Origin of the sequence: Erwinia sp. MYb375 (assembly GCF_037479175.1) — a bacterium.
Lineage (GTDB): Bacteria > Pseudomonadota > Gammaproteobacteria > Enterobacterales > Enterobacteriaceae > Erwinia > Erwinia rhapontici.
The window spans coordinates 249,258-264,873 of the sequence record NZ_JBBGZS010000014.1 but is presented as its reverse complement, the minus strand read 5'-3'; the positions used below and the strand labels follow the sequence as shown (position 1 = coordinate 264,873).

General features: G+C 54.6%; 13 protein-coding genes. 4 read left to right on the top strand and 9 right to left on the bottom strand.

Annotation, left to right across the window (positions count from 1 at the left end):
• Window positions 1-169: 169 nt before the first annotated feature.
• A complete protein-coding gene (locus WH279_RS07740) occupies window positions 170-1,900 on the bottom strand; it encodes a lysophospholipid acyltransferase family protein (RefSeq protein WP_339455600.1) in 1,731 nt (576 codons plus the stop codon).
• Window positions 1,901-2,249: 349 nt separating this feature from the next.
• Here WH279_RS07740 and WH279_RS07735 point away from each other — a divergent pair, with 349 nt between their 5' ends.
• A complete protein-coding gene (locus WH279_RS07735) occupies window positions 2,250-3,446 on the top strand; it encodes a serine hydrolase domain-containing protein (RefSeq protein ID WP_339455598.1) in 1,197 nt (398 codons plus the stop codon).
• Window positions 3,447-3,528: 82 nt separating this feature from the next.
• Here the strand turns inward: WH279_RS07735 and WH279_RS07730 are convergent, their stop codons facing one another.
• The 5 genes from WH279_RS07730 to WH279_RS07710 form a co-directional block, all read right to left on the bottom strand.
• Window positions 3,529-4,239 (bottom strand): proteasome-type protease, encoded by a 711-nt coding sequence (locus WH279_RS07730; protein WP_200644163.1) that lies wholly within the window; start codon window positions 4,237-4,239, stop codon window positions 3,529-3,531.
• A gap of 18 nt (window positions 4,240-4,257) precedes the next feature.
• The gene (locus WH279_RS07725) at window positions 4,258-5,058 is read right to left on the bottom strand and encodes a transglutaminase family protein (RefSeq protein ID WP_200644164.1); all 801 of its coding nucleotides are present in this window, start codon (window positions 5,056-5,058) and stop codon (window positions 4,258-4,260) included.
• Window positions 5,058-5,987 (bottom strand): alpha-E domain-containing protein, encoded by a 930-nt coding sequence (locus tag WH279_RS07720; RefSeq protein WP_200644165.1) that lies wholly within the window; start codon window positions 5,985-5,987, stop codon window positions 5,058-5,060. The genes WH279_RS07725 and WH279_RS07720 overlap by 1 nt, the downstream gene beginning before the upstream one ends.
• The gene (locus WH279_RS07715; RefSeq protein WP_339455594.1) at window positions 5,981-7,417 is read right to left on the bottom strand and encodes a circularly permuted type 2 ATP-grasp protein; all 1,437 of its coding nucleotides are present in this window, start codon (window positions 7,415-7,417) and stop codon (window positions 5,981-5,983) included. The genes WH279_RS07720 and WH279_RS07715 overlap by 7 nt, the downstream gene beginning before the upstream one ends.
• A gap of 178 nt (window positions 7,418-7,595) precedes the next feature.
• A complete protein-coding gene (locus tag WH279_RS07710) occupies window positions 7,596-8,222 on the bottom strand; it encodes a cupin domain-containing protein (protein WP_234472516.1) in 627 nt (208 codons plus the stop codon).
• 395 nt (window positions 8,223-8,617) lie between these two features.
• Here WH279_RS07710 and WH279_RS07705 point away from each other — a divergent pair, with 395 nt between their 5' ends.
• Both WH279_RS07705 and WH279_RS07700 read left to right on the top strand, forming a co-directional pair.
• Complete coding sequence (locus WH279_RS07705) at window positions 8,618-9,547, top strand: transcriptional regulator (RefSeq protein WP_339484646.1); 930 nt, start codon at window positions 8,618-8,620, stop codon at window positions 9,545-9,547.
• Window positions 9,522-9,977 (top strand): hypothetical protein, encoded by a 456-nt coding sequence (locus tag WH279_RS07700; RefSeq protein WP_339455589.1) that lies wholly within the window; start codon window positions 9,522-9,524, stop codon window positions 9,975-9,977. The genes WH279_RS07705 and WH279_RS07700 overlap by 26 nt, the downstream gene beginning before the upstream one ends.
• A gap of 18 nt (window positions 9,978-9,995) precedes the next feature.
• Here WH279_RS07700 and WH279_RS07695 read toward each other — a convergent pair whose 3' ends face one another.
• A complete protein-coding gene (locus WH279_RS07695) occupies window positions 9,996-10,985 on the bottom strand; it encodes a lysozyme inhibitor LprI family protein (RefSeq protein ID WP_339455588.1) in 990 nt (329 codons plus the stop codon).
• Window positions 10,986-11,173: 188 nt separating this feature from the next.
• On the opposite strand from WH279_RS07695, the gene WH279_RS07690 reads away from it, so the two are divergent.
• Window positions 11,174-11,656: a YlaC family protein gene (locus WH279_RS07690; RefSeq protein ID WP_200644169.1), complete on the top strand. Its 483-nt coding sequence runs from the start codon at window positions 11,174-11,176 to the stop codon at window positions 11,654-11,656.
• A gap of 33 nt (window positions 11,657-11,689) precedes the next feature.
• On the opposite strand, the gene WH279_RS07685 is transcribed toward WH279_RS07690, so the two are convergent.
• Both WH279_RS07685 and WH279_RS07680 read right to left on the bottom strand, forming a co-directional pair.
• On the bottom strand, window positions 11,690-13,096 hold the full coding sequence (locus WH279_RS07685) for an aminotransferase-like domain-containing protein (protein ID WP_339455586.1): 1,407 nt from the start codon (window positions 13,094-13,096) through the stop codon (window positions 11,690-11,692).
• A 36-nt stretch (window positions 13,097-13,132) separates the two neighbouring features.
• Complete coding sequence (locus WH279_RS07680) at window positions 13,133-15,268, bottom strand: putative bifunctional diguanylate cyclase/phosphodiesterase (RefSeq protein WP_339455584.1); 2,136 nt, start codon at window positions 15,266-15,268, stop codon at window positions 13,133-13,135.
• Window positions 15,269-15,616 lie beyond the last annotated feature (348 nt).

The window sequence follows — 15,616 nt, the reverse complement described above, 5'->3', positions numbered from 1 at the left end:
TAACAAATAGTAAAAAAACGATTTATAAAAGATTACGGGGGAATTAAAGAAATACATCATCGTGGCAGTTTTAACACGCACAGTGAGCACTCTATTACGGGGACGGGGCCAGTTCGAGCTAAGCCGGACGGCACGCGCCAGGGATGGCGCGTGCCGAGGCCCGCAGCGATCAGTCGATCAGAGGCTCCGCCACCGGTGGCGTATGATGCACCGCAATATAACGCTGGAAACGCCTCTCTTTCAGCCGGGTGAGATCCACCAGCACCAGCCCGTCTATACAGTGGTTGAAGTCCGGGTCACTGCCGAAGTCGATAAACTGTACCCCGCCGGTTTCGCACAGCTCGGAATACTGCTTATACAGCGGTGGGATCCCCGTCCCCAGGTTGCTTAATAGCCGCTTCAGACGTTTGAGATCGTCACTGTAGTTATCACCGCTGAACTGGGCCAGCACATCAGGCAGCGAGGCCGGATACGGACGGCGTGAGGTGGCCAGCGGCAGGTCCGGCGCAAAGTACAGACGATAAAATGCCACCAGCAGATCGCGGGCCGCCAGCGGCAGGCCTCCCGAGATGGAAACCGGGCCAAACAGATAGCGGTACTGCGGATATTTCGCCAGATACGCGCCAATGCCCATCCACAGATAGTCGAGGCCGCGCTTGCCCCAGTAGGCTGGCTGAATAAAACTGCGCCCCAGTTCAATGCCCTGCATCAGCACCGGGCTCATCTGGTGGTCGTAATGGAACAGGCTGTGGCTGTAGATCCCTTCAAAGCCTTTACGTTCGAACTGTTCGGCAGTGGGAATAAAGCGGTAGGCGCCAACGATATCCAGCGCCTCTTCATCCCATAAAATCAGGTGATAATAGTCGTCGTCGTAATCATCAAGGTCGCGTCGTGTCCCGCTGCCCTCACCCACCGCACGGAAGGCGATTTCACGCAGCCTTCCCAGCTCACGCAGGATCGGGACATAGTCTTCGCCCTGGCGGCGATAGAGGTAAATCATCTTACCGTCGGGCAGTTGCCCCAGCACTTCGCATCCGGCCAGCGCCCGCTTCAGCACCGCGCGATCTTCTGCGCGCGCAATGGCGGCTTCCGTCTGGAACAGCTCGGATTTACCCAGGCCGATACGGTAGAGATGACGGCGGAAACGCGCCGCCAGCTCTTTCGCCGGGGTGTGTCCATCATGCCAGCTGGCATACGGGATGCGCTTGCCGATTTTCAATTTCAGCCGCACGCCACGATTGCCGAACATTTCACGCACCAGCAACAGCATCGACAACGGCTGATAGATTTTTGAGGTGAGATAGAACAGCGCACTGTTGCGGCCGCTGACGTGGATCGGCACCACCGGCGCACGAAAACGGGCGGCGAGGCGCAGGAAGCCGTGGCTCCATTTGCCATCTTTCACGCCCTTGCTGCCAAAGCGGGAGACTTCCCCCGCCGGGAAGAAGATCAGCACGCCCTGGTTTTCCAGCTGCTCCTGCATCTGCCCCACCTGCTGGCGACTGGTGCGGTTGCCCATGTTGTCCACCAGCACCATCAGACTGCTCAGCGAGGACAGGCAGTTCAGCAGACGATTGGTGACAATTTTCACATCGCGCCGCACCTGAGAGACGGCATGCAGCAGCGCCAGACCATCCAGCGTTCCCAGCGGATGATTAGCAACAATCACCACCGGCCCTGTGCTTGGGATCTGCTCCAGGTCGCGTTCGCTGAGTTCACAGCTGACATCCATGTACTCCAGCACCTGCTCCACCATATCCAGCCCTTTCAGGTGGCGGTTGCGCTGGTTGAACTGCTGGAACTCTTTTTCATGGAGCAGGCGGCGCAGCACGCTTTTCTGCCAGGAGGGGGTGTCATGTCCGGGACTGAGATCGTCTAATACGCTTTCAACTGTAAACACGGGTTAGCCTCCAGGTGTTTTATCGGCACACTAACCAGCCCGGATGACATTTTCATGTCAGGTAAATGACAGGTGAAATACCCGATGAATTTGTGTCGCCGCCCTGAGGAGAAGGAAGATTCAGATTGCACTGAATATTGCAGGAATTAGCGGCTTTCCTTGCTGTGCGCGAGGCGTTCAGGTTAAAATGCGCACAACTATAACTTATTAAATTTATTGATATTTTTTTATTTACCGCATCGTTACAGCGCGTGCTTTCGGAAATTATTCGCACCTTATTGCGTGCCTTTCCCTCCTGGCAGCATAATCCGCGTGTGGCAGTAAAAATTATCAGCATGACTGACTCCTCATGATGAACCTGAAAACGCTGCCTCCTCTGCTCTGCCTGCTGTTAGCGGGCTGTGGCTCGCTGTCCAGTAACAGTATTGATACGTCCGCGACAGCCAGCTTGCAGGCCAGCTGTCATCTGCCGCTCAACGCGCAGATTGATCACCTGGCGCAGCCGCAGATTGACCAGCAGCGCACTCCGGGCATGGTAGTGGCCGTGCTGGATGCAGACCGCCAGCGCCATATATTCAGCTACGGCTATACCGATACCGATAAACGCATTCCCATCAACGGCGATACGCTGTTTGCCGTCGGCTCTGTCACCAAAGGGTTCACCGCCGAGAGTGCGGCGCTGCTGGTCGCTGACGGGAAGCTGCGCTGGGATGAGACGCTCGGCCAGCTCATCGGCAAAGATGTTCCCCTAAGTGAAGATGCACGCGCTATCCCCCTGCAACAGCTAGCGACACATACCGCCGGGCTGCCACGCCAGATGCCAAGCCTGCATATGCTGCGCAAACTGACGGCGTATCTGTTTTACGGCGAGCCTTTCTACGACGATCTGGATGACGGCGAGTTCCTGAGCTATTTGCAGGATTTCAGCCGCCCGCGTCATCAGCAGGTGATGTATTCCAATCTGGGGTACGCCATTCTTGATTACGCCATCACACAGCGAGCGGGCCAGACGCCACAGCAGATCGCCGGGCAGCGGATTATTGCGCCACTTGGCCTGCATCATACCGGTTATCAGCCGCAGCGATTGCCGGGCTATTTGCTGCGTGCACGCGGACATGCCGGGGATCAGCCGAAGTTTGTGAAGCGTGGTGATGTGGTGCCGGACTGGAATTTTAAGGGTTATATGGTGGGTGCTGCATCGTTGTGGTCAAGCGGCAACGATCTGCTGACCTACCTGAGTGCCCATCTTTACGGCAGCGGCGATCCGACCCTGGATCAAGCCTTCAATGATGCCACCACCATCCGCTTTAAAGAGGCGCAAAACGACTCCTCCGCGCTGGCGTGGCTGAGCAACAATCTTAACGGGCAGAGCATTCTCTATCAGTCCGGTTTTATTGGCGGCTATGCCAGCTATATCGGGATGGACCTGAAGCATAAAACGGCGATCGTGGTGCTGCAAAACAGCTTTAACTGGGACAACACCATCGGCCACCGCATGCTGCTGCGCATGGCAGAAAGCCAGGATGCGCCGGGTGGATGCCGGTAATGCGGGGCGGGCATGCCCCCCCCTACGATGACCGGCCTGCGGGGGTGGGGCTACGGGGGGGGGGGCCCCCCCTCGCCCGGGGTTATTCGTCGAGCTGTAACGGCGGTAACTGCGAGAACACGCTCAGTAAGCCACTGCTCCATAACTGGCGGATCTGCGAAAAGTAGGGGTGTTTTTCAGTAATATGATACTGCTGCATACTGCTGTAACTGTCCGTTGGATAGACCATCACATCCAGCGGTAATCCCACCGAAATATTACTCGCCAACGTGGAGTCCATCGAAATCAGTGCGCACTGCATCGCCTGATCCAGTGGCGTATCAAAACGCAGCACGCGGTCAATAATCGGCTTACCGTATTTGCTTTCCCCAATCTGGAAATACGGCGTATCGGTACTGGCTTCGATAAAGTTGCCCTGTGGGTAGATCTGGAACAGCCGTGGCTCTTCGCCTTTGATCTGCCCGCCCAGCATTAGCGTGCCGCCAAACTCCTCGCCGTCGCGCTTGATCACCGACCGCAACGTTTCTCCAACCAGCAGCGCCACATCGTACATGTTGGTGGCATTCATCAGGCTCGGATTTTTGCCATCTTCGCAGCCACGTCGCAGCAGGCTCAGCGCACTCTGGGTGGTGGCCAGATTACCGGCGCTTTGCAGCACCAGGGTGCGTTCGCCATCCTGCTGAAAAACATGAAGCTTACGGAACGAGGAAATATGGTCCACGCCCGCATTAGTTCGGGAATCGGAAACGAAAATCATCCCTGACGATAAACGCATAGCTACACAATAGGTCATAGTGAGTCCGATAAAAGATTACTGCTGCGAAAACACCAGTTGTACCGCAGCCACTGCCTGCATATCTTCACTGCCACCGCCAAGGCGCATTCCGCGCACCGGGCAGGCATCGAGATAATCCACCCCCACCGCCAGTTTCAGATGCTGGCGGGTGCTGCGAGTATTATTGGTAATATCGAAACTGTGCCAACTGCCGCCCACCCAGGCTTCCACCCAGGCATGCGTGGCCACATGTTCCACGTGGTCAGTATACAGATAGCCGCTCACATAACGGGCGGGAATATGCAGGCTGCGACAGCAGGCGAGAAAGACGTGGCTGTGATCCTGACAAACTCCGCTGCCAGCGGCAAACACTTTCGCGGCGGTATCCGTCACCAGCGTACTGCCGGGCTGATAAGGCATTTTCAACAGCAGCTCGCCCATCAGACGTTCCAGACTGGCCAACGGGGCCTCTTCACGGTAATAGCGGCGGGCAAAATCGTTGATCGCCGCGTCGGGCTGCGTCAGCGGAGTGATGCGTAAAAATACCAGCGGCGACAGCATACAGTCCGGGTCCGGTGCGCTATCCTCGTCGTCGAGGATCTCCACTACGCCACGTGCTTCAATCTCGATTTCCTGATGCGGACGGTCGAGCGTCAGCACATGCAGCACGTTACCCCAGGTGTCGGTAGTGCAAATCGCCTCTTCCGGCAGCAGCAGATCCCACGAAATAATATGCTGATGCACTGAGTCCTGTGGCGTCAGACGCAGGTACTGCGTGCTCTGACGCACCAGGCTTTGATAGCTGAAACAGGTTTTATGCGCGATGGTCAGCTTCATTATTTCGCCTCCAGATAAGTGTGGTGGATGCTGTCAGCAATCAATGCCAGTTCACCCAGAAAACGTTGTAACCAGGCATGCAGTCCGTCATCCATCAGGGATTCCCAACTGCTGAAACGCAGCTGTGCATGCAGTATCGTCAATAAGTAACGCGGCCTGTCTTCACCGCTACTGCCGATTTGATCGAGTTGCCTGGCGATTTCATCCAGACAGGATCGTAACGATCGCGGGCTCTCTTCACGCAGGATCAGCATCTCATTGACACCGTCCGCCGCCAGTTGCTGCTTGTAGATAGTGTGATAGGCTTCGCGCGCTGACACCGAACGCAGCAGCGTATCCAGCCGGTAGTATTCGCGCACGGTGTCATCATCATCATCGGTCAGATACTGATACACGTCGAGCAGGCGTGCCGTGCAGTCGGCACGTTCCAGCAGCGTCCCCAGACGGATAAAGCTCATGGCATCGCCACGCATCAGGGTGCCAAACATCGCGCCACGAAACAGGTGTGAGCGCTCTTTAACCCAGTCGAAGAAAGCATCCGCGCCGTCGCTGCTGACGCCGTGACGCCGCATTTTTCTCAGTTCAATCCAGCTGGAGTTAATACTCTCCCAGACTTCAGAAGAGAGGCTACCGCGAACCGCATGGGCGTTGTTCCAGGCCGCCTGCCAGCAATTGAAAATGCTGCCGGGGTTCCGTTCATCAAAGGCAAAAAAACTGAACAGCTGTGGCATACTCAGCCGATCGCTGACCGACCAGTAAAGTTCATCCGTGTTGGTCAGATTGAGCGGCACACGCAACTCATTATTATGGCTGCCGCGCACCGGCATCAGAGAAAGACGATTTGTAACGTCGAGCACGCGTGCAATATTTTCTGCGCGCTCTAAATAGCGCGCCATCCAGTACAGGCCACTGGCCGTGCGACTCAGCATGCGTCATCCTCCAGAACCCAGGTATCCTTCGTCCCACCGCCCTGCGATGAGTTCACCACCAGCGAACCTTCGGTCAGCGCCACGCGCGTCAGGCCGCCGGGCACCAGCCGGATATCGGCCCCACTCAGGGCAAAGGGACGCAGGTCGATATGACGCGGTGCCAGCCCCTGAGCAACAAAAGTCGGACAGGTGGAGAGTGCCAGCGTGTTTTGGGCAATGTAGTTCTGTGGTTTGGCGAGTAATAGCGCGCGGAAATCGGCCAGTTGCTGTTTACTGGCCACCGGGCCAATCAACATGCCGTATCCCCCCGCACCGTGAACCTCTTTCACGACCAACTTTTCGAGGTTAGCCAGCACCCAGGAGAGTTCATCAGGGCGGCGACACTGCCAGGTCGGTACGTTGTTGAGGATCGGATCTTCCCCCAGGTAGAAGCGCACCATTTCCGGCACATACGGGTAGATCGATTTATCATCGGCCACCCCGGTGCCGATGGCGTTAGCCAGCACCACGTTACCCGCGCGATACACCGACAGCAGGCCCGGCACACCGAGCATCGAATCCGGCCGGAATGCCAGAGGATCGAGGTAGGCATCGTCCACCCGGCGGTAGATCACATCGATCTTGCAGGGCCCGGCGGTCGTGCGCATCAACACTGCGCCATCTTTGACAAACAGATCGGCACTTTCCACCAGCTCCACGCCCATCTGCTGTGCAAGGAAGCTGTGCTCAAAGTAGGCGCTGTTAAAGCGGCCTGGCGTCAATACCACCACCACCGGATCGTTGATCGGCGAGCTTTCGCGCAGGGTTTGTAGCAGCAGAGACGGATACCGTTCGACGGGGGCAATGCGCTGATCGGCAAACAGCTCCGGGTAAAGGCGCATCATCATTCTGCGGTTTTCCAGCATGTAAGAGACGCCGGACGGGGTACGCAGATTGTCCTCCAGCACGTAATATTCGCCATCACTGTTGCGCACCATATCCACGCCAATAATGTGCGCGTAGAGGTTACGGTGCAGATTCAGGCCCTGCATGCAGGGTTGATACTGATCGTTAACCAGTACCTGTTCAGCGGGAATGATCCCGGCTTTCAGGATGCGCTGGTCATGGTAGATGTCATGCAAAAAGGCATTCAGCGCCTGAACGCGCTGGCGGATGCCTTTATCCAGCATTGCCCACTCGCTGGCAGGGATAATGCGCGGTACGCTGTCGAACGGGATCAGACGCTCGGCACCGCCGTCATCACCATAAACATTAAAAGTAATCCCCAGGCGGTGAAACAACAGTTCCGCCTCTTCGCGTTTGCGCGCAATCGCCTGCTGGTCAGCCTGCTGTAGCCACTGCCAGTATTCCCGATAGTGCTCGCGATAGCGTCCATCGTTCAGCAACATCTCATCATAAAAGTGTGACGCTATTTCATAGCTTTGATTCATGATTTCCCTACCGCTGTCTGTGAACCTGAATAAGAGTTGCACAAAGTGTGCCAGAGTCGGAACGAGCGGCCGGCCCCGTACAGAACGAGGAACGAACAACAACCTGGTGACAAATCGGGTCAGGGAAAGCGAAGCGCGGAAGGGGAACGCACCAGTATGGTGCATTCCCGTAAAACGATTAGAGAGATTCTTTGCGTGCCAGCGGGTGCCAGACTTCTGTTAATGCCCCTTCCCCACCGGTAATGGGATCGGTTTCAGGCATCGCGACGCGTTTTATTTCAAGCATAGACTGTTCCATCAATGCCTGCTCGTCACGCAGGGTTTTCGGCGTCACGCCCGGCGGGTAAGCCCCCACGGCCATGAAATCATCGCTGGCGGCAATTTGCTGATGCCCGACGCCCGCCGGTATCAGTATCACATCACCGGCATAAACGGTGACCATGCGCCCGCTTTCGCCGCCAAACAGGATCTCGGCCCAGCCGCAGGTGATCCCCAGCAATTCATGGGTATTCGGGTGATAGTGGGTGTAGGGATAAATCGGGGCGTGCCAGCTGACTGGCCAGCCGTGGCGGCCAAACTCAGCGCGGAACCACTGCGCCAAATCGTCTGGCGATAACTCTTCCGCCCCTTCTTCCGGCTCGTCCGGCACCACCTGTGGGTAGATGATCAGCGGCAACGGGTTATTGGGGATACCCTGTGAGGGTTGCGCCAGCATCAGATGGCGCGGGTTTGAGGAGGCACCTGCAGCAAAGGTCCCGGCAGCAAACGACATCATTAACATTACACTGCGAGAATGGGTCACCATATCAGGCTCCTGGTCAAATTGCCTTGTTGAGTGATTGTTAAATTAATTGTGGCACTATTCCGCCAGCTTGCAATCTTTTCCCTACGCCGCAGATCACATAACTTATTAATTTAAATGAACTTAAGCCAAATTCATTGGTGGTTACCCACCTTTGATCCCCCTCACCCTGAGATTTGACTTTACGATCACTCGATAACACATTGTTACTATTACTGTATGTAACATTTATTTCCCATTACCGGGTGGCCTCACTTTAAATAACAGGGCGCCTTTTCATTGAATTTTTTAATGCGTTACGACTACAGCAATTGTTATGGAAATTAGATTATAATTACCGATTATCGCCAGAAGTATTCACCAGCATATTCACTGATTTTTCTGAACAATGGCAAGCTATGACAGCGGATTATATTATTCACCACTGGTACGTCGATTTTTCGTCCGGTACGTTACTCCATCAACTCAGTGGTGAAGAACGGCGCCTGGGCGAATATCAATTCAAATTGTTGCTGGTACTGGCTGAAAATGCCGGAAAAACATTAAGCCGTGATGAGCTCACTACGCTGGTTTGGGAACGGCGGGTTATTGGTATTAACAGTTTACCGAATGCGATTCATGCGCTGCGCGTGGCGCTGGAGGATGACGGCAAGCAGCAGCGTATTATTAAAACGATCCCTAAAAAGGGCTATATCCTTGAGGCAGAATTTTGCCAGCGTATTTCCTATGACAAAGAAGAGGCGCCTGGCCTGGCCGGTGCCTCGCCGCAAACATCTGTACCAGAAAATGGAATACCCCTTGAGGATGAGCACCCGGTAGATCCTGCGGTATTACCCGCGCTGGCCGAGACGAAAACGACGATTAACGCAGAGCTAAAACCGCGCTTACGTCGCGCATTCTGGCTCTGGCTTATTTTCTTTCAGGTTTTGCTGTTACTGGTTGTGCTGGCGTGGGCCGGGCGAGCGCTTTTCCCGGTAAACAGCAGCCAACTGGTGAAAAAAAATTCCGTCCCGTACAGCCATATTCAGCTAATGGAATTGCGCCGGGGATGGGACAACTCATCCGCGTCCTATGATTTAAATAAGCTTTTGGGACCGGTGCTGTTTACGCTGAATCAAAATCTGAAAAACCAGAAGGTGACGATGGAAATTTTCTATTACACCTCAGGCACGACGCTGAACTACACCATGACGTTATCGAATCAATGCGATCGTAAACAGCTGGCTATGAACATTATCAACTGGCGTACGGATGGTGCTCAACTGAGCGCCCTAATCTATCGTGAAGGCGAACGAAAAATTAATGAAATGGCCAACTGCGTCAATTAGCTTACTGATCGTGACTCTGCTGGTGCCCCTGGGGGTGGCAGTGATCAAATATCTGCCAGGAGATAAGGGTCTGTTCACGGAGGATTTCGTTAAAGTGAATTTACAGCTGGGGTATTACGACCTGCTGGCGCGCCAGCGTGAGATTTATGATACCTACTTCGATGCCAGGGGGAGTACCGTGCTGATGACCCTGACCAGCCCAAACGATAATCGTTTTATGGCCAAGATCAGCCTGGAACAGCAAAAGCAAAATACCGAAGGTGTGATGTTTACGTTCCATAAAATTTATTATGCTGATGATGGTCAGACGCGGATGATTAAAAATATTCTCGGCTATGCGGAAAACAACGGCGTACATTTTGATACCCTACAACTGGGTAAAGAACGTCTAATGATCACCCCTTCTGGCCAAATGGTACGATACCGCTAGCACCACTGGCTGCTTTACTTAGCGGTCGGTAAACAGCGTACGCCATGCCTGAAGCGTTTTGGGCATGGTATTTTTATCCTTCTCAGTGGTTACATAATCCACTTCCACGCCGTTATCTTCGCCAGGGCTGACACGTAGCGCCCAGATTTTCCCTTCCGGCGTGTACATGATGATGGCTGACTGTCGGTTCGCCATGCCTTTTACCCACAGAGTGAGTACCGTTGCCCCTAACTGATCAAGGTCCGGGCGGTAAACAAAACTGGTGGCCGTCGCGAGGTATTGCGCATAATCATTGCCTGTCAGCTGACGAAAGCGCTCGTCCATCGCTTTATTCGGTAAAATGCCAAGGGTCAACAGCGTAGCGGGCGGACGCGGATCGTTATCCGCTTTCACATACTCTCCATCAATTGACGTCTTGCCTGGCAACAGCATATCGCAGCGTCCGTGCGAATCGCTGCTGACCTCAAGGCGGTTATCCGGGCGCGGGATCAGGACAATGGTACACCCGCCGCCCCAGACAATTTTATCGGTAAATCCTACCCCGTCGGACAGCGTCACTTTACCGCTGAAACTCGACCGGTACACACCTCCCCAGACTGATGCATCCATATTGAACTCATCGCCTGCCAGCTGGCTGATACGAATTTTTCCGCCATTGCCGTGGGGGGCACTGACATTCCACCAGACGCCCTGCCAGTCCACCTGGCGATCGGCATTATACAGCTGGCTCAGGCCACCCAGATAGGCACTGCGCAGGCAGCTGTCGCTAATGCAGGTATTACGTTCCCGGATCATCTCCTTCGCTATCTGATTCACATGCTGCGGATCGCGCATTTGCTGCTCACTGAAGGCGTTAGTAAACACCCTATCCAGCCACATCAGTTCCGGCTTATCACAGACGGTATTTTCTACCACGTTTGCGGCACGCCCACAGTCGATGGCCTTCGCCGTGGAGGTAAGGAGCAGCAGAGTGAAGCCGATGACAGCAGGGGCTTTGATTAAATCCATCTGTTATTTATTCCATATCAGCAGGCCATCGGGAATGACCTGAACTTTACACACTGCCACGGCAGGTGACAACTGACCCATACCGGTGAGCAACTGTTATAGTCGAATAGCGATAAACTGTGTCTGCTATTATAGGAGCAAACATGGTTTACTTTCACTCTGCCCGAACTGTTTTGCAGAGGTGACTAATGGAAGAAGTTAAAAAAATATTGCTCCGCGAGATCGATACATTGAATCGCGAAGAGCAACGCGATAACAAACCGCGCTTCAGTTTTCAGTTTTTAAAGACCCATCCGGGGCTTTGGGCATCCATGTACGGGTGCTACATCCTCACGGTTGCCCTGATCTTTACCACAGATTTTCTGGGCTGGCCCGCGTTCTGGGGGGCGACTATTTTTATCATGCTGATGAGCGGCCTGATGCTCATGGACGTGAACCCGAAATACCGCTTTGAGGATATCGATACCCTTGATCTTCGCGTCTGCTACAACGGCGAATGGTATTATGTGCGCACCCTGTCTGAACGGGCGATCAGCGACATCCTCAGCAGTGACAATGTGCCGGACAAGGTTAAGCAGGGTATTAATAAACTGCTGTCGTTAAAAGGTGAAGTCGATTTTTACGATGTCTTCCACCTGACCTGGGGCCAGAAAAGCGCTTCAGCCGTGTAAAACCGCCCGATGCGGGTCAGGCATGCCTGACCCCTACAGTAATTCTGCGATTAATCTTCCTAATGTGGCGACCGCCACTTCCTGCGATTCATCCCACCACGCGGTGTTAAAGCGAAAATAGTTGGCATACTGCTCGCTGGAGGAGAACATTTTTCCGGGGGCAATACTGATATTGTTGTGCAGCGCACGGTAATAAAGCGTCGTCGTATTGACCTGTTTTGGCAATTCCACCCACAAGAAGTAGCCACCACGTGAATCATTGATTTGCGCCCCGGCAGGCAGAGAGCGTTTGAGAGCCTGACGCGCCAGATTTTTACGCTGCTCCAGTGTCTGCCGTAAACGCCGCAGATGGCGATCATAGCTGCGCGTGCCGAGGTAAGTGGCCAGCGCCTGCTGCATCGGTGCGCTGGTCGACAAGGTACTCATCAACTGCAAACGCTGAATACGCTGTGCATGCTTTCCTGCCGCCACCCAGCCGACTCGGAATCCTGCCACCAAATTTTTAGAAAATGAGGAGCAGTGCAGCACGTTATCTTCGCGGTCGAACGCTTTAGCTGGCAGCGGTTTTTCGTGGCCGAAATAGAGTTCGCTGTAAACATCATCCTCAATCAGTGCCACGCCGTGCCGGGCCAGTAACGCGACCAGTTGCTGCTTTTTCTCTTTACTGAGCGTGCAGCCGACCGGGTTCTGCTGGTTCGTCATCATCCACAGCGCTTTGATCGGCCAGCGGGCCAGCGAACGGCTCAGCTCATCAAGATCGATACCGGTTTGTGGATCACTGGCGATGGCCACACTTTTCAGTTTCAGGCGTTCAATGGCCTGCAACGCACCGTAAAACGAGGGGTTTTCTATCGCCACCCAGTCACCCGGTTCGGTCAGCACCTGCAAACTGAGATTAAGGGCTTCCATTGCGCCATTGGTGATCACAATCTCATCCGGGGAGACCTGGATGCCCTGTAAGGCGTAACGCTGCGCCAGCGTTTTGCGTAGCGCTTCATTACCCGGTGGCAGATTATGCAGGGCATCGATGGCTTTCATACTGTGAGAAACGGTGGTCAACGCACGCATCAGCTGGCGCTGAGGGAACAGTTCCGGATCAGGAAACGCGGAACCAAATGGAACCATCTGCGGGTCACGGCAGGCCTGTAATACATCGAAAATAAAGGCATTGATATCGACCGATTCAGCCAGCTGCACTTTCTGATGGCTGAGAGGCTGGCTGAGGAATTCGGCGCGCGGCGCAACATAATAACCTGACTGCGGCCGCGACTGGATCCAGCCCTGGCTTTCCAGCACCTGATAAGCATGCATTACGGTCATCAGGCTCATGCCACTCAGATCAACCTGTTGACGCAACGAGGGAAGTTTTTCCCCCGGCAGCCATATCTCCGTCTCGATCTGCTGCTGGATTTGTGCCACCAGCTGTTCATATTTTGCCACGACTGTTACAGGCCATTTTAACAAAAGAGAAAACTATTATACCACGTCAGAGAGCGGTATGACCGCCGCCAAATTTGGGACATCCACCTCAGGTGTCTCAACGCCATCATCGCCGTCAACATACTGCTTCAGGCCCGGGACGTTCTCCGGTGGCACCGGACGCCCCAGCAGATAACCCTGTAAGGTATTACAGCCCAGCCCTGTCAGAAATGCCTGTTGTTCGGCTGTTTCCACCCCTTCCGCGACCACTTTCAGATTGAGCGTTTGCGCCAGCGCCACAATCGCGGTGACGATGGTGGCATCTTCCGTTTGTGCCTGAAGCTCATTCACAAAGGCACGGTCGATTTTCAACTCGCTGGCCGGCAGACGCTTCAGATACAGCAGGCTGGAATATCCGGTGCCAAAATCATCAATAGAGGCTTTCACCCCCAGTTCCGTTAGTTCGGTCAGAATGCGAATGCTTTCATCCGGGTCGCGCATCGCAGTGGTTTCCGTCACTTCCAGCGTCAGCAGTTCCGGCGGGATGTGGTGCGTTTCCAGCGCCTTCACTACGGTTTCCACCAGCCCGGCCTGCTCAAACTGCAATGCCGACAGGTTGACGGCGACCGACCACTGGCTGTTGCCCTGTAAATGCCAGCAGCGCAACTGGCGGCAGGCTTCCCCGATCACCCAGTTACCGATGCTGACGATCAGCCCGGTTTTTTCTGCCAGCGGCAGGAAGACATCCGGCGTCAGCAGACCACGTTGCGGATGCTGCCAGCGCAGCAGTGCTTCAAAACCGATAATCGGCCCACGCGGCGCACAGAATTTAGGCTGATAAAACAGCCGCAGTTCTTTATTTTCCTGTGCCAGCCACAGGTCATTAATCAGCTGTAACTGGTTTTGTGCGATGGTGTTCATCGACGGCTGGAAAAAGCTGTAACCGTTACGACCGTTATTTTTGGTGTGGTACATGGCGGCATCAGCGTTAAACATCAGCTCACGTTCGTCGAGTCCATCGCCCGGGAAGACCGCAATACCGATACTCAGCGACACCACCAGCTCGTAGCGGGAGATATCAAATGGCCGCTCGACGGCCTTGACCAATGCGTCCGCCACGGCGGCGGCATCGTTAGGATCGTCAATCTCAATCAGCAGCACAAACTCATCACCGCCGAGGCGGGCCAGCGTGTGATGCCCCTGCACTTTCTCTTTCATGCGTTCGGTCACCGCGATCAGCAGGCTGTCGCCAATATGGTGGCCGAAGGCGTCGTTGACGGCTTTGAAACCATCAAGATCCATAAACAGCAGGGCAAATTTCGAGTCTTCGCGCGAGGCTTTATTGATGGCCTGGTCGAGACGATCTTCCAACAGGATGCGGTTTGGCAGGCGGGTCAGGTTGTCATGCAGCGCCAGCTGTGCAAGCTCGCGGTTGGCCTCTGCCAGAGAGGATGCCAGCACCGACGTCCGTGCCTGAAGGCGAGCATCCAGCATCGAAACCAGCAGCGTAATACCGAGGATGGCCAGCGTCACGACGACAACCAGAATCGCCAGCCAGTTGCTGTTGACCCCAAGATGCGTGGCGTGACTGTCCATCGGGAAACTGGCTGCCGCCATGCCGGTATAGTGCATCCCGGCAATCGCGACCCCCATGATAAGTGCAGCGCCGCTGCGCATCAGTGCAAGGCGGCCAGTGCCCTGACGCAGACGGAAAGCCAGCCATAGCGCAGCACCGGAGGCAACCAGTGCAATCAACACGGATACCCAGATCCAGCGCCAGTCCCAGATAATACCGGGATTAACCGCCAGAGCAGCCATGCCGGTGTAGTGCATCGCCACGACTCCACTGCCCATGATCACTGCCCCGCCGCAAAGCCGATACCACGGCAGTTCACCGTAACACACGATCCACAGCGCAAAGACGGATGCCGCCACAGCGATCACCATGGAGACCACCGTCAGGCTGGCATCGTAGCTCATGACCATCGGCAGACTCATCGCCAGCATACCGATAAAGTGCATAGACCAGATCCCAACGCCCATGGCAAAACCGCCACCCAATAGCCAGACGCGGGCAACGTTGCCACTGGAGGTGGCAACCCGTCCCGCCATGTCCAGCGCAGTATAGGAGGCCAGAAACGCGACGATAAAAGAGACGATAACCAGCAGTTGATCGTACGAACTCATGAGCATATGACAATCTCGAATGCAGTAGCCATTTCGGCTTAGTGTGTAGTGACCCGGTGTCATTATTAATCACCCCAGGCTTATGCTTATTTATCGGCTAAAAATCAGCCGCCTTTAGCAGCCACAGGGGAATGTGAAGGAACCTGAAGAGGATTTTTACAGGCATAGGATATATCCCTATAATTTATATAGTGTATTAGTTTTCCTCTTCTTCGCAGTGAACATAGCATTGGCCCGATATTTCACCTAGATCAGGATAGGAATATTCTTGAAAATTTTCCAATCCCTGTCGCCACGCGCCGGTAAGCCCTGCTTATCTATGACACGGGTAACACATAAATAATATTTTTACGA